Origin of the sequence: Pseudomonas rhizoryzae, assembly GCF_005250615.1 — a bacterium.
In the GTDB taxonomy this organism is placed as follows: domain Bacteria; phylum Pseudomonadota; class Gammaproteobacteria; order Pseudomonadales; family Pseudomonadaceae; genus Chryseomonas; species Chryseomonas rhizoryzae.
Genome location: NZ_SULM01000005.1, coordinates 94,294 through 114,966 on the forward strand (window position 1 = coordinate 94,294; position 20,673 = coordinate 114,966).

The following is a 20,673-nucleotide window of genomic DNA, read 5'->3' on the forward strand; positions in this document are numbered from 1 at the left end:
GTTCGTCTATGACCCTACAGCTAACACTTCCTGCGTAAAGACCGCGCTTCGCGGTAAGATCCCGCTCGCAACGACGTTTTCCAGGGCGGTCGCCGGATCAGTGACAAAGAACGTTAATACCAGACCACGCTGGGCGCGAGTGCAGCAGACGTAAAGCAGTCGCAGCGTTCGGCTCCAAGTGTTTTCATCACCGCCCAGTGCTCGCGCCCGATCTGCAGCACGCGCCTCAGCACTCGCGAATACACTCTCGTAATTGTACGTTCGGTAGTCGCTTTCTTCCTCGTCCATCACCACCATGACACGTTCAAACTGCGCGCCCTTCACACCGTGCTGTGTAGCATAGGGAGAGCTTTCTGAGATGTAGCGCTCATAGGGCCAAAGTTCTTGTGCAGAGCAGTTGAAGAATTTGGCCATTGCCGCGTCCGAGGATAGTCCTTCGGCCGGAACTGCATCAGCAGCCCCGGGCTCCCGAGCAGCGTCAGCTACATCTCTGAAAAATCCAAGGACACGCGCGTAGCGATCGTCGAACTCGAAAAGACCCGTGTCACAGAGATGGAGTGCTATGTCACCAATGGTGGTTCCTGCCTCGTCCAGCATGACGACAAGTTTCGACATAGCGGCGTGCAGTTCTCGCAACACAGCCGCGGCACGTTGGCCGGCGATAGCCCCTGGCGCTAAACGCGGGCTGAACTTCCGAAGCAGGCTGATCGCCTTGAACTCGTCGCCGGCCTTCACGGCGGCAATGATCGGTAGCGCAAAACTTAGAAAGGGTCGAACGGGCCATCCGCTGCCATCCTGCATCCCCTGCTTCATTCCCTCCGATGTCCTATCGTTCAGCGCCGAGTAGATGCCACCGAAGCCAAGCCGGTTTGCGGCCATGCGGTGCACGATGACAAGAATCTTGAGCGCGCTGTCTGAGGTCGTCCAACCATCGTCGTTGTTCGTTGCCGCACTCCACTCTCGGACTCTTGCCAGGGCTTCAATTCGGTTCAGCGTGTTCGACAGGATGAACATCCGGGCCGAGCCTTCCACCGGCTTGAGATGTCCATCAACCCTTTCGTGCAGCCCTCGGACTTGCTGCATGCCGTCGCCCTGCGCGCGCACGGCGTTGGCGACATCAAGGATCTGCTTAGCACAGCGAAAATTCTCTGGTTTCGTGATAGGCCGCCAATGGTCCTCAAGCGGGATGTTCCCTGCCCCTCGCATAAAGATCGCCTGCATCGGATCGCCAAAAAAACCGAGACAGAACTTGCGCCGCATCTGGGCTTCCACTTCCTTGAATGACTTCACTACGCTCGGGAACGTGTCCTGACTCTCATCGATGAACACGAACGGGAAGTTCAACGCTACGACCCGTCGAAACAGCGGGCGATTTTGTAGCAGGAAATCGGTGAGTTGAAGGATGTCCTCGTGGCCTAAGATACCTTTCGCGTAGTCACTCCCCACGCCATAATTAAAAGTCTTGACGCCAGAAATAGCCTCCAGATTTCGAACATAACGACCCTGGTCAGCCTTGTTCCTGTCGCGTGTAGTCTGCCGAACACGCGAGCTGTAGTTCTTGAACTCTTCTTCCAGCTCGGAGATCCGTCTATGGATGTCGTTCTGTAACCAAACCTTGATGTCCGCCTGAAACGTCTTGGTAATAGACCAGTAGAAGCTATGGATGGTAGAGACATGGACCAGCGGATCATCGTTAACATCCGCCAAGATTTCTTTGGCGGCGAGGTCGGTATATGTGATGCAGGCGACCTTTTGCTTTTTCGCCCGCATGCTGACTCCGTGCTCTGAGATCACCCAGTCCATCGCCTTGATGAGGGAAGTGGTCTTACCGGAACCTGCGCCGGCGCGGACAACGAACGACTGCGGTGGTGTCGCAGCAATACAGGCGTGGATCTCGCGGTCGGCGTCGGTGTCTGGGCTATCAATTCGTCTGCTCATGCCGTCTGCCCCACGTCTGCAAGGACGCCGACAAAACCGGCCACATTCGGCTCAATTGTCGCGACCTCGGTGGCAATAGCCGCGTCCGCCTCAATTTCGTGCGCCACTTTGGCTTCTAGCCAGGCTAAGCCCTCGGCGATGTACGTAGGCACCTTCCAGCAGTTGAGCGGCCCGCTTGCGAGGACCTCCAGCGCAAAGCGAGTTTTGTCGAAGTTCTTGCCGATCACTCTATTATGTAACTTCTCAGCCAGTTCCTCAGGACTGTTTGGTACGTGCTTCAGCTTAAGTCCGACCGCCCGGTTAGCCTCTGCCTGACACCAATCAGAGTTCTCAAGACCGAAGGCCTCCTCAAGCGTGCGGCCGCAGAGCTGCGAGGTAGTGCCCCCTACCGTCACCAAAATTTTGGTCTGATAGGCTACCCGAACCTCAGCGCTGGAGCCCTCGGCAAGCGATAGTGTCTTTTGCGCCGCCGTGACTTCCCAGAGTTCGGCCACCGACCGTTTCTTGGGGATCCAGCTAATAAGGGTTTGGTTGGACGTGACGGCACCGTCCACATGAGCATGGCATGTGCTGCCACGCTTTTTGGACTTCTTCTTGCCGCCCGGTGCTGCCTCGTCGTCGTCTTCGAGCTCGAAGGGCTTCAGGTCGTCGTCCTCGTTATCTCCGTCTACGGTGCCGTCAGCTCCTGCACATTGCTCGGCGACATCCTCAGCATCCGCCTTGACCATTACGCTGTCCAAATCCGTAATTACCAGCGTAGTGAGTCCAACAAAGGCGATTAATTCTTGAAACCGATGCGCGAATGCGCCACCGACTTCAAGGATGGTCAGGGCGGAGGAGCGCAGGCGTTTAGCTGCCAACTCGATCATAGCTGGCAATAGCAGGCGCTCGACATTGCCCTCAACCAATATGACTGCATCGGAAAAGAAGAGATCGCAATGTGTGAGTTTCAGATACCGCTGCAAAAATTCGCGCGCTGGAGTGTCGGCCGCGCCCTTTTTGAAGAGCGAAAGATTCCTTACCTCGGTGTTATGGGCCAATTGGTCGCTAACACGGCGGAAGTACCTGATGGGCGAGAACCCGCGCTCATAGAGGATATGTGGGGAGTGCGTGGTGACAACGAGCTGCGTGTGGAAAAACGTCGCGTGATCGTTGGCATCCTCAAGGAGGCGCAGAACGTTCCTGATGAAGACCTGCTGGATTTGCGCGTGCAGATGCGCCTCAGGCTCTTCAATGAAGACCAGATGCAGTGGTGCCCGTTTGTCTTCCTCGGCTTTCCACTGCTCATGCAGGTCGAGGAGTTCAACTACCATATAGACTAGGTTCTTGAACCCCAAGCCGTTATAGCTGTCAGGCAGTTGCGCGGTGACCGCACCAGGAATCACGTAGTGAACCCTGGCATCCTGCCCCAGGACGGTGGTCGGATCCAAGGCCGCCCGAATTACTATCTCGGGGTTGTTAACGCCTGGGTAGCCGAGTTTGGCGAGGCGCTTGAGGGTGTCGCCGAAGACTTCCTCCAGATGGAAGTTCAGTTCCTTCTCCGAGGTATCGAGCGCTTTGAGCGCTGCATGGTCGTCGCCACGTTTCTCCAGATTGCGGTGATAAAAACGGCTCAGACGTCGCGACAAACTCTCGGCGCGGTCGGAGCTGCCAGCATCCGGGTCATCGAGGTGCCGCTGCGCACGCAGGAAGTCTACCTTCACCAGAGACTTAAGAATTGCGGCGCCACCCGGCTCATTGCCTAGAGGCAGCGGCTCATAATCAGCCTCCTTAACCTGATAGCCGACAAATGCGCGCTCATCGAGAACGTAGTAGCGGAACGTATATTCCTTACTCAGCTCCTTGGTGAGGTATTTTGTCAGACTTTCCGGCCAGGGCTTGTACTCGCCGGGATCTACCACCGCCGAAGGGCCATTTGCCGCGCCTACCTCCGCGGATGCACCGCGCTTGGCTACAAGTGCGGCCGCAGCGTTGATCCCCTTTTCATGCAATTCATGGAACTTCCGCAACAGCGCATGGGCGTCCCGAGGCTCGAACGCCACCCGGACCCCGACACACTTACCGTCCCATTCCGTGCTGGGAAGAAGCGACATTGCAGTGGCAAGGTCGTCTTCATCGACGCGGAACCAAAGATCCAAACGAATGGACGGCAACTGCTTGGGCGCGTTCTCATCACCTGGAGGCATCGTGCCAATGGCGTCGATCTCGGCCCACAGCGCCGCGCTGAAGTCGAAGAGTTCGAACCTCTTCGTTTCGCCACGAAGCATCGAGTACAGGCCTTGTATGGCAGACGTCTTGCCGCTGTTGTTGGCACCAACAAAGATAGAAATCTCGTCGTCAAGCTCAATGACGGCATCGCGCAGTCGGCGATAGTTCTGCAGCCGATATGCCTGTAGCTTCATGATCACCTCTTCCTAAGAGTTGCCGGGACCACTTGTTGCTGAGCACGCAGGCCGGCTGCTTTCCTTTGATCGTTCGCGCTTTTTTACCAATTTCTGAATCTAACAGCATCCATGAGCTGATACCGAGATGAGATTTATATAGCGCACGCCACGCTAAGGGCAGCTTCGAGTCGGAAACCGACAGATCTAGCGAGCGAAACCACCATCTTCCCACAGTGCCTCTGCATGCGATGCCCAATGCTGATCATCCAAAAGGAGCTCGCTGGGTTCAGCCAGTGAACAACCGGTACAGCGGCGGTAGGGTCGCCAGTAGCAGGAGGGCTGCCATGGCTAGATTGAACGCCTGGGCACGGCGCGGCTTTGTCAGCCAGTTGCGCAGAGCGCTACCGGCCACTGCCCAGACCCCGACGCAGGGAATGCTCAGCATGGCTAGCAAGGTGGCCGCCACGGCCACGTTCAGTTCGTGGTTCTCCACCGGGATATAGGCCGCCGCCGCGCTGATGGATAGGGTCCAGGCCTTGGGATTTAGCCATTGGAAGGCGGCGCCGCCGAGCAGTCCTGGGTGACCGCTGGGTTCGGCGTCGAGACTTACCGGGCCGCTGGTGGCGATCCGCCAGGCCAGTAGCAGGAGATAGGCGAGTCCCAGCACGCCGAGGAGCCGCTGCGAGCCAGGCAGGGCGTCAAGGATTACGCCCAGGCCAAGGCCCAGTACCGCCAGTTGCAGCCCCACGCCGAGGGCGATCCCAAGGATCAAGGGCAGGGTGCGCCTGACGCCGAGGTGCGCGCCACTGGCGAGGACCAGCGCATTATTGGGGCCGGGTGTGGAGGTCATGATGAGGCAGAACAGCAGGAACGGCAGGAGCACGGCGAGATCGGTCATGAGTAAGGACGTTGCGTGGTGGCTGTGGCAAGCGCCTATTTTATTGCCCGGTATCCGGTCTAAGATTGCAAAAATTGGGTAAATACGTGCAGGAATGCAATCAATGATCGAGCTGGATCGTCTCGACCGCCGAATATTGCGTGAGCTCGAAAGAGATGCGCGGCAGACCAACGTCAAACTGGCCGAGCGGGTAGGGCTTTCACCCTCGGCGTGCCTGAGGCGCGTCCAGGAGCTGGAACGTTCCGGCGTCATCAAGGGCTATCGCGCGGTAGTGGATCGCACGCTGGTAGGTCTTGGCTTCGTCGTCTACGTCGCCGTGGGCATGTCTTGCCACACTCGCGAGGTGCTGGATGCCTTCGAAAAGGCCATCAGAGGTTCGGCCGAGGTGGTGGAGTGCCATACCGTGACCGGCGCCGTGGAATATCTGCTGCGCGTGGAGGTGGCCGACATGCAGGCCTACCGTGCCTTCCACACCCAGGTCCTGGGCGTGCTGCCGCATGTGCATTCGGTGGTCAGCTATATCGTCATGGATACCGCCAAGGACGAGCGCGCCTAGCTAAGTAAAGCGGGTAGGCGCTCGTCCTGAGCTGCACTCAGTCTTTCTTCAGCATCCCCGCCAGGGCGGCGAAGGGATTGTGGGTGGCCTTGGCCACCGAGGGGGTGCTCAGCGAGCCCTCGGTGAAGTACTGCTGATCGGTATAGCGGCTGTGTTCGTTGTCGTGACAGTACAGGCAGAGCAATTCCCAGTTGGAGCCGTCCTGGGGATTGTTGTCGTGGTTGTGGTCACGGTGATGCACGGTGAGTTCGCTCAGGCGCTTGCCGGAAAACTCGCGGGCGCAACGGCCGCAGACGTGGGGGTACATCTTCAGCGCCTTTTCCCGATAGCCGCGTTCACGCTCGCGTTGGGTTTCGGCGAGGATGCGGTCGAGCTTGGACGTATCGTTGGCCATGGGGCACCTCGGGGTAGGAAGTGGCGAGTATAGTGCGCGCGCCGCGGCGTGCCACTCACTCGCAGCTTAGGCCAGGAAGCTGTCGACTGTGCTGACCAGGATGCCGCGTCAACTGCCAGGACGCCAGGGGCCCGCTCGACGCTCGCTCGATCTGCTCAACCGAGGCCACCGTCGAGACTCGCCAGCGGCTTCATCTACCGAGCCCCCAACTCCTCCAGCAACCATTTGCGGAACACCTCCGCCGCTTCGTTGCGGGTGCGGCTCTTCGGAAAGGCGAGGAAGTGCCCGACGTACTGGATGTCATGGGTCAGGCTACGCAGGGGCGCCACTAGCCGCCCATCGCGTAATTCACGTTCGGCCAGCAAGGTCGATTCTAGGACCACGCCCATGCCGTTGACCGCCGCAGCGATGGCCATGGCGCTGCGATCGAAGCGCAGCGAATAGTGGTGAACGGGGAGCAGGTGATTGGCCTCGAACCAGCCTTTCCACTGCAGCATCTGCACGTCGCACTGAATCAGGGTGTGCTGGTGGAGATCCTGGGGTGTCGCGATGGTCTCGGCCAGGGCCGGACAGCACAGCGGCGTGAGATGCTCGACGGCGAGCGGCATGTATTCGCAGAAGTCGTGCCGTGGCTCGCCGTAGACGATGTCGAGATCGAAGTCGTCGTTTTCGAATTGCGCGTAGTCCGTACTGGCGGAAAAGCGCAGGTTGATGTTGGGGTGTCGCTTCACGAAGTCCGGTAGCCGGGGTAGTAGCCACTGGGTGGCGAAGCTGGGGGCGGTATGCAGGCGCAGCGGGGGTGGCTCCGCCGCCTGGACGAGGGACAACCCTCGGTGCATTTCCGCCAGGCCCCGCTGGACATGCTCGAGCAGCAGCCGCCCCTTGACGGTGAGGCGGACCTCGCGGGTACTGCGCTCGAACAGTACCAGTTCGACGGCTTCCTCGAGCTTGCGAATGGCGTGGCTGACCGCGCTCGAGGTGATCCCCAGCTCCTGCGCGGCCTGGGCGAAAGACTCCGTCCTGCCCGCCGCCTCGAAGACCTTGAGGGCCGTCAAGGGCACCCGCCGCAGCAGTCTTATTGCTGAATTCTGCTCATCCATTGCTGTTAAAAACTCCTTTGTCGCCGCCATTTTCTCGATGCTAGCTTACTTCTCAAGCCGATCATCCTGCTCAGGGTGAATTTCAAGCATCTGTTGGCATCGGCTGCCACCACGAGGATATAACAATGACAACAACCACCTCAGCCGCCATCACGGCCGCTGATCCGCTTGCCCGCCTGGCCTATCACGCCTGGCGGATCCGTCGTTTCGCCCTGCGCATGGGCGAGGTCCAGGGGCAGGGCTATGTGGGTCAAGCCCTGGGCTGGGCTGATGTCCTGGCCGTCGCCTATTGCCACGCCATGACGCTCAGACCCGATGACCCGCAGTGGGAAGGACGTGATCGCTTCCTGCTCTCCCACGGCCACTATGCCATCGCCCTCTACGCCGCCCTGCTGGAAGCCCAGGTGCTGCCGGAAAGCGAACTCGACAGCTACGGTGCCGATGACAGCCGCCTGCCCATGTCGGGCATGGCGACCTATACCCCCGGCATGGAAATCTCCGGTGGCTCCCTGGGCCAGGGACTCGCCATCGGCGTTGGCATGGCCCTGGGGCTGCGCCTGAAGGGCAATCCGGCCTGGGTGTTCAACTCCATGTCCGACGGTGAACTCGACGAGGGCGCGACCTGGGAGGCGGCGCTGTCGGCGGCGCACCACGGCCTGGGCAACCTCATCGCCCTGGTAGACCTGAACAAGCAACAGGCCGATGGCAACCCCAGCGACATCCTGGGCTTCGAGCCTCTGGCGGAGAAATGGCAGGCCTTCGGCTGGCACGTCCAACGGGTGGACGGCAACGACCTGGCGGCCGTGCTCGCGGCCTTCGATACCGCGATGGCGCTACCCGAGGCGAAGCCGCGGGTGATCCTGTTCGACACCCTGATGGGGAAGGGCGTGGATTTCCTCGAGACCCGGGAAAAGAACCACTTCATTCGCGTCGATCCACACGAGTGGCAACAGGCGCTCGAAGTCTTGGATGAGAACTATCGCCGGGAGGCGCACTGACATGAGCGTCGACACCCTGAACAAACCCCGTCTCACCACCTCGGCGATGATCGCCTCGATCGCCAGTGAAGGTCAGCGTACCGAAGCCGCGCCCTTCGGCCAGGCGCTGGTGGCCGCGGCCGCCCAGGATCAGCGCATCGTCGGCATGACCGCCGATCTGTCCAAATACACCGACCTGCACGTCTTCGCCCGGGAGTTTCCCGAGCGGCATTTGCAGATGGGCATGGCCGAGCAGTTGCTGATGGCCGCCGCCGGCGGTCTGGCCAAGGAGGGCCTGGTGCCTTTCGCGACCACCTATGCGGTGTTCGCCACCCGGCGGGCCTACGATTTCATCCACCAGGTGATCGCCGAGGAAAACCTCAACGTCAAGATCTGCGCCGCCTTGCCCGGCCTCACCACAGGCTACGGGCCGAGCCATCAGGCCACGGACGATCTCGCGCTGATGCGCGCCGTGCCCGGACTGACGGTGATCGATCCCTGTGATGCACTGGACACCGCCCAGGCCGTTGCCGCCATCGCCGCCTACCAGGGCCCGGTCTACATGCGCCTGCTGCGGGGCAAGGTGCCGCTGATCCTTGATCAGTATGATTACCGCTTCGAGCTGGGCAAGGCCAAGTTGCTGCGCGACGGTCGGGATGTCCTGATCGTGTCCAGCGGCATCATGACCATGCGCGCCCTGGAGGTCGCCGAGGCCATGAGCGACGGCAGCGCCGACGTCGCGGTACTGCACGTGCCCACCATCAAACCGCTGGACGAAGCCACGCTCATCGAGCAGTGCCGGCGCAGTGGTCGTCTGGTGGTGGTGGCCGAAAACCACAGCACCGTAGGCGGGCTCAGCGAAGCCGTGGCCCTGACGTTGTTGCGCGCGCGGGTGCATCCGGAATTTCGGCAGATCGCCTTGCCGGATCAGTTTCTCGATGCGGGCGCCTTGCCCACGTTGCATGAACGCTACGGCATTTCCACCGCCGCCATGGTCGCCAGCATCCAAGGCTGGCTGAGTTAGGAGCACCTCCATGAACACAGTCTTCATAGGTTTGGGCGCTATCGGCCTACCCATGGCGCTACAGATCCAGCGCGCCGGTCACCAGGTCATTGGCATCGAATTGTCCGAGGCCGCGCGGGAGCGTGCGCAGGCGCAGGGGATCGAGGCGGTCGCGGACTGGCAGGTACTGCACGGCGCCGACGTCGTGGTGGTGATGGTCGCGACCCCGGCGCAACTGGCCTCCGTGGTCAAGCAGTGCAGCGAGGTACGCTTGGGCCAGCACTGGATCATCATGAGCACCGTGGGGCCCGCCGCCATTCGCGAGCAGGCGGCCCGCCTGGCGTTGCGCGGCGCCCAGGTGGTAGACGCGCCCGTGACCGGCGGCGTCGCCCGTGCCCTTACTGGCAGTCTGCTGATCTTCGCCGCCGGTCCGTCCGCGGCGGTCACCTATTGCCTGCCTGTCCTGCAGGCAATGGGCGAGGTCAGGGATGCCGGCAGTCAATGGGGTGATGGCCAGGCCATCAAGGTCGTCAATCAGCATCTCTGCTCCGTCCACCTGGTGGCGGCCGCCGAAGCCCTGAGTCTTGCCCGCTCGCTGGGCCTGGACCCCGCACACGTGCTGGAACTGGTCGAGAAAGGGGCAGGGGGGTCGTGGATGCTGTCGGATCGCGGCCCGCGCATGCTGGAGGGCACGGATACCCGCGTGACGAGCATGGTGGACATCTTCGTCAAGGACAGCGGATTGGTGGCGGAAGCTGCCGCAGCCTGCCAAGCCTCGGTACCGCTGCTCGAAACCGCCCACGCCCGCTTCAAGGCCGCCGCCGAGGCGGGACTCGGGCAGCGGGACGACAGCCGGGTAATAGAAACCTGGCGCTAACAGCTTTCGTTCGGCTTCAACACCAGGGGCAGGTCACCTGCCTCATTACAACAACAATAGGTATAGGAGTTACCCATGCACACAGCACAGGCTGACACAGCCCCCCAGCGGGATCACGCAGGCAAGGTCTCCTTCGCCTCCATGATCGGCTCGGCGGTCGAGAGCTACGACTTCTTCATCTACGGCACCGCTGCCGCCGGCTGGTTCGGCAGCGTCTTCTTCCATACCACCGAGCCCATCGTCGGCATCCTCGCCGCCTTCGCCACCATGGCGGTGGGCTTTTTCATGCGTCCGCTGGGTGGCTATCTGGCCGGCCACTATGGCGATCGCCTCGGCCGCAAAGCCGTGCTGCTCTGGTCACTGGTGGCTATGGGTGGCGCCACGGTCCTGATCGGCGCCTTGCCCACCTACCAGCAGGCCGGGGTAGTGGCGCCGCTGTTGCTGATCCTGCTGCGGATGATCCAGGGTATCGGCTTCGGTGCCGAATGGGGCGGGGCGGTGCTGATGGCCTGCGAGCACTCGCCGCCGCAGCGGCGCGGCTTCTTCGGCGCGGTTCCCCAGATCGGCATTCCGCTGGGGCTGCTGATGGCCAATGGCGCCTTCCTGCTGTCCGGCGCCCTGCTCGAAGGGGACTGGGTGTGGCGCGCGCCCTTCCTGGCCTCGGTCTTGATGGTCGGGGTCGGCCTCTATATCCGCCTGGGGGTCAGCGAATCCCCGGAATTCGAAAAGATGAAGGCCGAAAACACTCTGGTGAAGCAGCCGGCGGTCGAGGTGATCCGTAACGACTGGCGCAAGATCCTGCAGATCATCGGCCTGCGCCTGGCCGAAACGGGCGGCTACTACCTGGCGACCAGCTTCATGCTGTCCTATGTGCTGCTGGCGGGGGTCTCGACCAAGGAGAACGTGCTCTGGGGCACCATGATCGGCTCGGCACTCGGCCTCATCAGCCACCTGGCCTTCGGCGCCCTGAGCGACAGGATCGGCCGCAAACCGGTGTTCCTGTTGGGCTCGCTGTTCACCATCGCCTTCGGCATTCCCCTGTTCCTGCTGATCAACACTGGCGCGGTGGTCATGATCATCGTCGCGGTGGCCCTGTCCCTGCTGCTCAGCCATGATCCCATCTTCGCCGTCGAAGCGAGTTGGTTCACCGAACAGTTTCCGCCGAACGTGCGCTCTTCGGGGATCTCCCTGGGCTACAACGGCGCCTCCATGATCGCGGGTGTCTTGCCGTTCCTGGCGACCGGCCTATTCGCCATCGTCGGCTGGATGGGGCCGGCATTGCTGTTCAGCGCCCTTGGCGTCATTTCCACACTCTGTGCGCTACGGATGCCCGAGACGGCGCCTGCGGTCGCGGGGCGGCGATCCGTGCAGATGCGGGGTACCGTTCCCGTGAGTTGATCAAGACCCGGCGCCCTCATTAGGGCGCCTAGCTTATGAATATCCAGCAATAGGCTGCCGGGACTTGGGCACGCACGAAGGCGACCACCGAGCGATAGCCGAAGCCAGGGCGGCCGTGTCCACCAGTGACTAAGGCTGCTCTGGCGCCCCGATCAGGCGCTCCAGCACTAGGGCCAAGGCGAGCCACGCGGATCTTCGGCTTCGCGACGGATCAACTGGAACAGTGCCTTGGGGCCCTGGGCCTGGACGTCGTCAGCCTGCAGCACCAGCACCGCTGGCATGGCCTCGATGATGAGCTGCGATAGGCTACCGGTGAAATCGAAGAAGCCGCGACCAGCCCGGAGTCCTCGCCGGAAGTGTTTGGCCAGGGCGCCATCTCGCCAGCGGGCAATCGGCAGGCGTCCGCGGCGCTGGCCGCGCCGTTCAGCGCCGCCAGTGCCTTCCCCGTGTTGCGCAGTTTGCAAGCGCAGGCGGCGGCCGAGCCCAATGCGCCGGTACGTATAGGCTACCTGCCGATCACCGATGCCACGCCCTTGCTGGTGCCCCATGCCCGCGGCTTGTTCGATACCGAAGGCGTCCAGGTGGAAAAACCGGTGATGCTACGCAGTTGGGCGCGGGTGATCTAGGCTCTCCTATCTGGCCAGGTGAACGTCATCCATCTCCTGCCGCCGATGACCGTCTGGGACCGCTACGGCAGCCCGGTACCGGCCAAGGTGGTGGCCTGGCACCCTGTCTACGGCTTGGGCCTGACCGCGGCGCTGGGCATCCATTACGTACACCAGCTTGCGGCGCGCACCATGGCGATTCCCTTCTGGTCCTCCATCCACAACGTGGTGGTGCAGGACTTCCTGGCGTGGCGGTTGCACCAGCGCTTTCTGCCGCGGGGTAGCCCAGACCGCCTACCGCGCCCTAACCACCGCCAACGATCAGGTTATCGACTTTCAACGTCGGTTGGCCGACGCACACCGGAACGTTCTGTCCGGCTTTGCCGCACACCGCGCCGCCGTTATCGAGGGCCAGGTCATTGCCGACCATGCTGATCTGCCGAAGGGTGTCCGGGCCGTTGCCGGTCAGGGTAGCGCCCTTGATCGGCCGCGTGATCTTGCCATTCTCGATCAGGAAGGCGAGCTCGCTTTCGAAGGTGAACTGGCCGCTCACGATATCGACCTGGCCGCTACCCAGGTCCGCCAGGTAGATGCCCTTCTTCACACTCGCGATGATTTCCTCGGGATAGTGCTCCCCTGGAAGCATGAAGGTGTTGGTCATCCTGGGCAGCGGCAGATGCGCGAACGATTGCCGCCGGCCGTTACCGGTTGGCGGCACCTTCATGAGGCGGGCGTTCAGGCTGTCCTGCATGTAGCGGGTGAGCACGCCGCCCTCGATCAGCGTCGTGCACTGACCCAGCTCTCCCTCGTCATCGACCTGCAGCGAGCCACGCCGTCCCAGCAGCGTTGCATCATCGACGATGTTGACGACCGGGGAGGCGATTGGCTGGCCCATTTTGCCCGAGTAGACGGAGGTTCCGTTTCTGTTGAAGTCACCTTCGAAGCCATGCCCCATGGCTTCGTGAAGCAGCATCCCCGGCCATCCCGGGCCGATGACCACCGGCATTTGCCCCGCTGGCCCTGTCTGGGCTTCGAGGTTGGTCAACGCGGCTTGCACGGTACGCCGTACTTCGGCCGCCAAGGCCTCACCCCTGACGGAACTCAGATCCGCGCGTCCACCGAGACGACCGGTGGCCTTTTCGATGCGTCCTGCTTGCCGTGCCTGTACCTGGAACTGGATGAGAACCATAGGTCTGATATCCGCCGCAAGACGACCGTCTTCGCGGGCGATCAACACGACCGAGTGGTGCAGCTCCAGGTTCGCGAATACCTGGCTGACGCGCGGGTCGCAGGCGCGGGCCAGGTGATCCACGGATTGCAGCAGCGCGATCTTGTCGGCCGTTTCGGCCGCGGTCAGCGGATCGATCGCGGCGTAGGTGCCACTTTTTTCCACTCGACGTGATTGAACGCTGCGCCGCGAAGCGCCATGGGCGGCGACAGTGCGTACCGATTGTGCCGCGTCGAACAATTGCGCCTTGGTAATCTCCTGGGAGTAGGCGAAGGCGGTCTCATCGACACTCAAGGCCCGCAGCCCAAAGCCCTGGTCGACGGAGAAAGCGCCGGATCTGACGATGCCGTTTTCCATCATCCATTGTTCGTGACGACTGCTTTGCAGATAGAGGTCGGCATAGTCGGCGTGGTGCGTCATCACGCAATCGAAAACGCTATCGAGGTCTGAGACGTCCAGGCCATAGGGCGTCAACAGTGCGTCCCTGGCAAGGGCGATGTAATCAAGGTGCTGGTTTGACATGGGTTTATCTCTCACTGGCCGGCAACCTGCATCTCATCGATCAGGATGGAGCCGCTGGTAAAGGCGCCTTGCGTCACGCAATCGCTGCCCACGGCAACGATCCCCATGAACATCTGCTGGAGGTTTCCGGAAAGCGTCACACCGGTTACCGCATGCTTGATTTCGCCGTTTTCCACCCAGAAACCGCGGGCGCCACGTGAGTAGTCGCCAGTGATCAGCCGTACTCCATTGCCCACGAGCGTCGTGACGAGAAAGCCGGTGCCGAGCTTCTTCAGCATCGCCGCGAAGTGGTCGGAGGCATCGGTCAGGGTACTGCTCAGACGCAGATTGCCGGGGCCATAGCCGTTTCCCGTAGGTGACATGCCCAGCCGTCGCGCGCTGTACAGGGACAGGAGGTAGCCCCGCAACTCGCCATTCTCGACCAGCCGTCTCTGACTGGGAGCGATGCCCTCGCCATCGAAATTGAAGCTCGCCAGGGCAGCGGGAAGGAAAGGATCTTCACTCACGCTCAGATGACGGCTCATGATCGGCTGCCCGAGTTTTTCCAACAGGAAGGTCGATTTCATGAACAGTGCAGAGCCACCAATCGCCTGGGCGAAGTGGGCCAGTAGACCGGTCGCAGAGCGGGGATCGAAAAGCACGGGACACCGGCGAGTGGTCAGTGCCGCTCTATCCAAATAAGCCTTTGCCGCCGCCCCGGCGCGCCGTCCGACTTCTTCCGGTTCGGGCAGGTTCGCGCTCTGCCTGGCCGACGCCAGCCAATGGTCTCGCTCGCTGTACCTGTCGTTACGCGCGATGGCGCCAGCGACCAGCGTATGCAGCGTCTGGGCCGTTCCCGCATTGAAGCCTTCGCTGGTCGCCAGCTGAAAGTAGGACTCCTGGGTCGTCACCCTGGCATCTTCGCTCTGGACGGAAGGGCCCAGCTCGCCGAGGCCACTCTCGATGCGTTGGACTACCGCAACGGCCATGTCCTCGGACAGTGCCCAGGGACGATAGAGCTCCAGGTCGCGTTGCGCCTGGCCAAGCAGGGCGCGTTCGGCCGGTCCACTCGCCGGATCGTCCTGCGTATAGCGAGCGATGGCACAGGCGGCTTTCACCGACTCCTGCAGGGTTCTACCCTTGAGATCGGTGGAGTTCACCGAGCCTTGGCGTGCCCCAGAAAATACCGTCAGGGAAAAGCCACTGTGGGCTTCACGGGTGCGGGAAACCACTCGACCTTGCCGCATACGCAGTGACAGCCCTTGGCTGCGCGAGAGACTGACCTGGGCTTTGTCTGCACCCTCTCGGCGCGCCAGGCTCAGTATCTCTTGCGCGATATGACTCAGCTCTTCCGCCGTTGCCGATAATTCACTCATCGTAAGTTCCTTTCGGTATCAGACGCGAAGCAGCAGCGGTGCGCTCTTGAAGGCGGCAATCAAGTACGCCCGCGTCGCCACCTGCACCCCTTGCAGCCCTTGGATGTTGTTAGCGATGAATGCCGCCTCCTTGGCTTGATATTCACCGTTCTCCGCGAGCCACTGGGCACGCAAGGCGGTCAGCTCTTCTGGAGAAAGCTTGCCGGTGGCCGTCAGGGCCTCGCGCTCGGAGAACCACTGGTGGCGTCTTCTTTCCATGTCGCGGTCCTCTGCCGTCCAGCCACACTGATGTTGGCCGACACTGAAGGAGAGATTGCCGGCGACGCGGAAAACCGCTGCCCATTGATCATGCTGAGTACAGGCGGGGATCGGGGACAACTCGAGGAGCAACTTCGCCAAGCGCTGGATTGCCCGGTCGGGATGCTGTTGCAGGCTTTCCGCCCGGCGCTTTATCTCGGCGATGGCCGCCTCATCGACAGCCTCGCCCTGCAGGTGACTTTTACCCTGCTTCAACCAGGCGCAGCGCAGGGCATCCGCATCCGGTGCCACGGCCAGCAGACCGGGCCAGTCGAAGGTAGGCTCCTTGAGGTATTCATAGAGAACGAGTGCCGGTACCCGGCTTAGATCGGTACCCACGGTCAGGGCCTGCGAGAGTGATCTGATCGTTTCCGGGGAGCTTGCCTGGACGAAGTCCAAGGCATGGCCGACGGCCGCGGGCATCCCGCTAAGGCGTTCGAAGACATCGATGTCGGCATTATGGGCCATGGCTGCCGCGGGAGTGCCTTTCCCGTCTAGCCAAAAGGGATCCCGGCTGCCTTGAACCAGGCCTTTGGCAGCCTGCTGTTCCAGGCGAAAAAACAGGAACTCCTTGAGCTCAGGATCCCCGTAAAAAGCTGGATAGCGGGGCGTATCCGCCCGGACCACGGGCGGGCGTTCGAGCACGATCCCGTTGCCGGTCATCCACTTCATCAGCTGGTCCAGGGTTTTGACGCCGATCTCACGGCTGACTTCCTTGCCATCCTTGAACAGCAGGAGGGTGGGAATGCCGCGAACATTGAAATTGGCCATGGCCTCTGGATATTGCTCGACATCCAGCTTGGCAACCTTCAAGGCCCCGGTGGCCAGCACCGCGAGTTTCTCCAGATTCGGTGCCAGTGAGCGGCAGGGCGCACACCAGGGCGCCCATAGATCGAGAAGAACAGGGGTGCTCGAATGGAGGACGTCCTGTTCGAGCGTCTCTCCAGTGACCGTGACTACCGTGGACATGTTGGTTCCTCAAGTGTTGGGTGTGAGATCGAGCGTGTGGCTGTGGTATCGCGCCATGGAGGTGCGATGGGCAACGCTGATGAGGGTGGTATCGGGAAGCGCCTCGATCAGGGCGGTATAGAGGCGCTGCTCTGTCTCCGGGTCCAGGGCACTCGTTGCTTCGTCCAGGAAGAGATACTGGGGGCGCTGGAGCAGTACCCGGGCGAAGGCGATGCGTTGCTGTTCGCCGCCAGACAGCGACTGTTGCCAGCGGTCATAGACCGTCAGGGAGTCAGCCAGGGTGGGCAGGGCGGCGCTCCGTAGTGCGTGGCGACAGTCTTCGTCGTCGAACGCGGTGCCGGCATGGGGATAGCAGAGGGCATCCTTGAGCGTACCCGTGGGTATGTAGCTTTTCTGCGGTAGAAAGAGAGAGGTACTGGCCTGGGGCAAGGCCACCTTGCCACTGCCGTAAGGCCAAAGGCCGGCGCAGACCCTTAGTAGCGTGCTCTTACCGCTACCGGAGCGTCCCGTGATCAGCCACCGCTCACCCGGTCGAACCTGCCAGGTCTCCAGATAGGTCAGCGGCTGTCCGGTAGGGGTGTAGAGCTGCAACTGGGTGCACGACAGCGATTCGTCTGCCGTGTGGCTGTACGCGATGGCACTGACCCGGGTCTCTGCCTTGTTGATGGCCCACTGGAAATCGCGCAGCCGATTCGTCAGGGCCAGCCAATTGGTGAACCCTATGTAGGCCTGGGGGAAAAAGGCGATGGTGTTGGAGAGCATCGCGTAGGCGCCGGTGATCCGCACCATGTCGCCATAGGTGATCTTGCCATTCAGCAATAACGGCAGCGCCAGGAGGGTAGGTAGCAGGCTGAACACATGAGCGAACATGTGCTGGCCGAACATGACCTTGAAGGTTCGGTTGATGATGCTGATGGTATTGGCGCGAACCCGTTGGAAGCGGTCGTTCAGGTGCCTGCTCTCGATGTCGCCGCCGCGGTAGAAGGCGACCTGCTCCGCGTATTCTCGAACTTGCATGCCCTGGTAGCGAAAGTCCGCCTCGACCGTCTGCTTGTGATTGTTCAAGCCAATCAGCACCTTCCCCAGCCAATGGGAAAGCCACAGGTGCAGGGCACAATAGGTATAGGCGGCAAAGACCATATAACCCGGTATGGATACCTGGGTGTCATCGATCTTGAAATCCAAGCTCCCTGAAATATTCCAGAGCAATATCGAATAGGTGATGGTATTGACGATCACCCCGGTGAGCGAGGTGAACAGGCCCAGTGAAGTATCCGTGGTGAGACGGATATCCTCGGCAATGCGTTGCTCGGCGTTACTGATCAAGCCATCTCTTTCTATCTGGTAAAAATGAGCGTTTGCCGTCCATTTTTCCAAGAAGTGATGGGTCATCCAGGTCCGCCAGCGCAGATCGAGGTAATTGGTCAGCGCAGTGCTGACAATGGGCATCAAGACCGTTATCAGGCCAAGCAGCATGCTCGCCACCAACAGGGGCTTGAGCGCTTCCCAATTCAAGGCCACCAGGGCGTCGGTCAGGCTGCCTTGGACTTTATTGAGCTTGACGTGCCCATAAGTTGCGGTGAAGGAGATGGTCAGGATTGCCGCCAATAGTCCCAGGGCAATCCAACTTTCATTCGACCGCCAGAATGGCAGTAACAACTGGGCAATGGTCGGTCGTTCCGCGAAGGGCTTCACCCGACTTTCGTCAGGCAAAACCCGAGCGGATCCGCGTTCTGCAGAGGGTGTGGCCGTCATGGTGGATTCAACTTGGTGTGCGGTCAGGGAGCCGGCTTGGCGTCAGTGACGAAGTCGATCTTGGAAAGACCGATACCTTGCGCCTTGATCATGAAATTCGCGACTCGCCCGTATTCGACGGCTTTATCGGCATAGATCCGCAAGACCGGCACCGGGTCCCGGACAGCGGCTACTGCGAGCTTCTGGTCTAGTTGCTGATCCGTGACGGGTTCTTTTTCCCAGAGTATTTGGCCATCGGCGGTGATGGATACATCGATACCCTTGTCATCCTGAGAGATGACCTGGGCGTCACCCTTGGGCAGATCGACTTTGACGGCCTTGTTTATAACCGGCAGGGTGATGATGAAGATGATGAGCAGCACCAACATGACATCGATCAACGGGGTCATGTTGATATCGTTGACGAGCGCCTCGTCCGAATCGAATTGCGATCCACCCGCCATGCTCATCAGGCATTCCCCCTTTGCGCAGCGATCACCGGCCGCACCTTGTCCTTGGCTTGTCCCTGGCTTGCGGGGGTGGCCAGATTCACCCGCGCGCCGGTCAGGAAGAAGGCGTGCAGGTCATGGGCGAAGCGGCTGAGTTGGTGCACCGCGCCCTTGTTGTTCCTGGCCAGGGCGTTATAGCCAAGCACGGCGGGAATGGCCACGAAGAGGCCGAAGGCGGTCATGATCAGCGACTCACCCACCGGCCCGGCGACCTGCGAGAGCGAGGCATCACCGCTCGCGGCGATCGTCTTCAGTGCGTGGTAGATACCCCAGACGGTGCCGAACAGACCCACGAAGGGCGCCGTGCTGCCAATCGATGCCAGGATCGCCAAACCCGACTGGAGCCTGGCGATATGGTCATCCAGCACCTCTTTCAGGCAGCGCGCGAGCCAGTCGCTGAGGTCGAACCGCTGATGGAGCTCGGAGCTGCGCTGATGCTGGTGAGCATTCGCCGCATGACCCGCGATGGCGAGCGCATGGAAGGCGTTGTGCTTCGGATCGCCAAGGCCACTGACACCCTCCTGGAAGCTGTTGGCGTGCCAAAACAGCTGCGCTTTACGCTGCATCTTCTTGGCCTTGTAGGCTTGCAGTCCCTTTACCGCCATGACGGTCCAGGACAGCACCGACATGATGATCAGCACGACAGCCGTCGACTTGGATACGTAATCCGCTTGCTGCCAGGCATACGCCAATCCGAATTCCTGCATTTGTAGCTACCTCTCGGGCTGTTTAACGACTAAGGCTGAAGTTGATGGGTTGGGCCGCACGCACGGAAATGGCTCTACCGTTTTCGCGATAAGGCTCGCAACTGGCGTTCAGCACGGCTTGGCGGGCAGCTTGGTCAAGGTCGGCTGAACCGCTGGAGCGTGAGACTTGCGCGCTTTGCACCTTGCCGCTGGCATCGATGACCATCGCGATCAGGACGGTTCCCTGTTCGCCGAGGCGACGGGCCTTGCGTGGATATTCCGGCGTCGGCACTCGGCAGCCGACGGTCTGGACATCTTTCGGCCCCGAGGCAGGAAGATCGAGCGGCTTGTCGGCCACCGCCGGTTGGGCCGGCGCGACCGGGGCTGGCTTGACCGGTGGCGGGTCTTCAGCGACCGGTACAGGCTCGGCCGGTGGCTTGATCGGCGTGTGCTTCTTGACCGGCTGTGCCTTGGGTTTGGGCACAGGTTTGGGCGGTACCGGCTTGTGCTGCGGAACCTGCGGTCTCTGCTCCGTAACGGTGCGCTCTGCCTCCTTGGCCTTCATCACCTCTGGCTCTGGTGGCGCCACGACCGGCGCGACAGGCTCGGGAGGAGGAGGTGGCGGCATTCTGCTCATGGTTACCCGCACCGCGGCGGGCGCGGCCACCAGCGAGATCTCCTTCTGGCTGGTCTGCGTCAAGAACAACGCGATCAGGACGACATGGGCCAGAATGACCACCAGGGCAATGGGCACGAGATGCAGGCGCGAGGTGCCTTGCACAGGCGGCAGCTCTTGCTCCGGCACCCAGGGACTCTCCTCGGTGCGATTCTTCAGTTGGAGATTCAGATTGGTCATCATTCCGGCTCTATCATTCATGGGCAGAGCCTGCACTCGAGCGAGCTACCCGCAGGCGAGAGAGGTCACGGCGCGCCGGGTGAAAGCAGCTTCCGACCAATGCCGGACTCGGACTGCCGAAGCCACGCAGGTCAACCCCAGTCGGCACGGCCTCAGCGCTGGGATACAGCGGCAAGGCGATAACCCTGACCCAAGAGGTTAGGAATAAGGTATGGGGGCATGCGGTGTTCAAGCTCACCTCATCTTTTCTTCTCTATAGGGTCTGTGCGGCGAGAAGAAAAAAGTGACAGTGCTCGAGCAAACTTTTTTTCACCTTGCGCCCTTGCGCTGTCCTTGTGAGGCAACTGACGCGGTGAGGGGCAGCTGCTGCCGGGCCATGGCCCAGGA

General features: G+C 61.4%; 17 protein-coding genes and 1 pseudogene. 6 read left to right on the top strand and 12 right to left on the bottom strand.

Going from position 1 to position 20,673, the window contains the following annotated elements:
• Positions 1-6: 6 nt before the first annotated feature.
• From FAZ11_RS09065 to FAZ11_RS09075, 3 genes are all read right to left on the bottom strand, one after another.
• On the bottom strand, positions 7-1,938 hold the full coding sequence (locus FAZ11_RS09065; RefSeq protein WP_058763012.1) for a UvrD-helicase domain-containing protein: 1,932 nt from the start codon (positions 1,936-1,938) through the stop codon (positions 7-9).
• Positions 1,935-4,340, bottom strand: coding sequence for an AAA family ATPase (locus FAZ11_RS09070; RefSeq protein ID WP_058771875.1), 2,406 nt, complete (start codon positions 4,338-4,340; stop codon positions 1,935-1,937). Before FAZ11_RS09070 ends, FAZ11_RS09065 begins: the two co-directional genes overlap by 4 nt.
• 268 nt (positions 4,341-4,608) lie before the next feature.
• Positions 4,609-5,220 (bottom strand): LysE family translocator, encoded by a 612-nt coding sequence (locus FAZ11_RS09075; RefSeq protein WP_058771876.1) that lies wholly within the window; start codon positions 5,218-5,220, stop codon positions 4,609-4,611.
• 103 nt (positions 5,221-5,323) lie between these two features.
• Here FAZ11_RS09075 and FAZ11_RS09080 point away from each other — a divergent pair, with 103 nt between their 5' ends.
• Complete coding sequence (locus FAZ11_RS09080; RefSeq protein ID WP_058771877.1) at positions 5,324-5,776, top strand: Lrp/AsnC family transcriptional regulator; 453 nt, start codon at positions 5,324-5,326, stop codon at positions 5,774-5,776.
• A gap of 37 nt (positions 5,777-5,813) precedes the next feature.
• Here FAZ11_RS09080 and FAZ11_RS09085 read toward each other — a convergent pair whose 3' ends face one another.
• Together FAZ11_RS09085 and FAZ11_RS09090 are read right to left on the bottom strand one after the other, a co-directional pair.
• Entirely contained in the window at positions 5,814-6,170 is a 357-nt protein-coding gene (locus FAZ11_RS09085; protein ID WP_058763016.1) for a YajD family HNH nuclease, read from the bottom strand.
• A gap of 194 nt (positions 6,171-6,364) precedes the next feature.
• Complete coding sequence (locus FAZ11_RS09090) at positions 6,365-7,270, bottom strand: LysR substrate-binding domain-containing protein (protein ID WP_240043566.1); 906 nt, start codon at positions 7,268-7,270, stop codon at positions 6,365-6,367.
• A gap of 125 nt (positions 7,271-7,395) precedes the next feature.
• On the opposite strand from FAZ11_RS09090, the gene FAZ11_RS09095 reads away from it, so the two are divergent.
• The 5 genes and pseudogenes from FAZ11_RS09095 to FAZ11_RS09120 all read left to right on the top strand — a co-directional run.
• Positions 7,396-8,268 (top strand): transketolase, encoded by an 873-nt coding sequence (locus FAZ11_RS09095; RefSeq protein ID WP_058763017.1) that lies wholly within the window; start codon positions 7,396-7,398, stop codon positions 8,266-8,268.
• Position 8,269: 1 nt separating this feature from the next.
• The gene (locus tag FAZ11_RS09100) at positions 8,270-9,271 is read left to right on the top strand and encodes a transketolase family protein (RefSeq protein ID WP_058771878.1); all 1,002 of its coding nucleotides are present in this window, start codon (positions 8,270-8,272) and stop codon (positions 9,269-9,271) included.
• A gap of 10 nt (positions 9,272-9,281) precedes the next feature.
• Positions 9,282-10,127 (top strand): NAD(P)-dependent oxidoreductase, encoded by an 846-nt coding sequence (locus FAZ11_RS09105; protein ID WP_058768811.1) that lies wholly within the window; start codon positions 9,282-9,284, stop codon positions 10,125-10,127.
• 75 nt (positions 10,128-10,202) lie between these two features.
• On the top strand, positions 10,203-11,525 hold the full coding sequence (locus FAZ11_RS09110; protein ID WP_058771879.1) for an MFS transporter: 1,323 nt from the start codon (positions 10,203-10,205) through the stop codon (positions 11,523-11,525).
• Positions 11,526-11,899: 374 nt separating this feature from the next.
• Positions 11,900-12,376, top strand: a pseudogene (locus FAZ11_RS09120) (ABC transporter substrate-binding protein); the annotation flags it as partial.
• Between the two features lie 58 nt (positions 12,377-12,434).
• Here FAZ11_RS09120 and tldD read toward each other — a convergent pair.
• From tldD to FAZ11_RS09155, 7 genes are all read right to left on the bottom strand, one after another.
• Positions 12,435-13,880, bottom strand: coding sequence for a metalloprotease TldD (gene tldD / locus FAZ11_RS09125; protein ID WP_058771880.1), 1,446 nt, complete (start codon positions 13,878-13,880; stop codon positions 12,435-12,437).
• Between the two features lie 11 nt (positions 13,881-13,891).
• A complete protein-coding gene (locus tag FAZ11_RS09130) occupies positions 13,892-15,235 on the bottom strand; it encodes a TldD/PmbA family protein (protein ID WP_058771881.1) in 1,344 nt (447 codons plus the stop codon).
• An 18-nt stretch (positions 15,236-15,253) separates the two neighbouring features.
• Positions 15,254-16,501, bottom strand: coding sequence for a thioredoxin family protein (locus FAZ11_RS09135; protein ID WP_081319933.1), 1,248 nt, complete (start codon positions 16,499-16,501; stop codon positions 15,254-15,256).
• Positions 16,502-16,510: 9 nt separating this feature from the next.
• Positions 16,511-18,196, bottom strand: a complete 1,686-nt coding sequence (locus tag FAZ11_RS09140) for an ABC transporter ATP-binding protein/permease (RefSeq protein WP_204957087.1) — start codon at positions 18,194-18,196, stop codon at positions 16,511-16,513.
• Between the two features lie 83 nt (positions 18,197-18,279).
• Positions 18,280-18,705, bottom strand: a complete 426-nt coding sequence (locus FAZ11_RS09145; RefSeq protein WP_204957089.1) for an ExbD/TolR family protein — start codon at positions 18,703-18,705, stop codon at positions 18,280-18,282.
• Entirely contained in the window at positions 18,705-19,451 is a 747-nt protein-coding gene (locus FAZ11_RS09150) for a MotA/TolQ/ExbB proton channel family protein (protein WP_058771882.1), read from the bottom strand. Before FAZ11_RS09150 ends, FAZ11_RS09145 begins: the two co-directional genes overlap by 1 nt.
• 22 nt (positions 19,452-19,473) lie before the next feature.
• The gene (locus tag FAZ11_RS09155; protein ID WP_058771883.1) at positions 19,474-20,289 is read right to left on the bottom strand and encodes an energy transducer TonB; all 816 of its coding nucleotides are present in this window, start codon (positions 20,287-20,289) and stop codon (positions 19,474-19,476) included.
• Positions 20,290-20,673 lie beyond the last annotated feature (384 nt).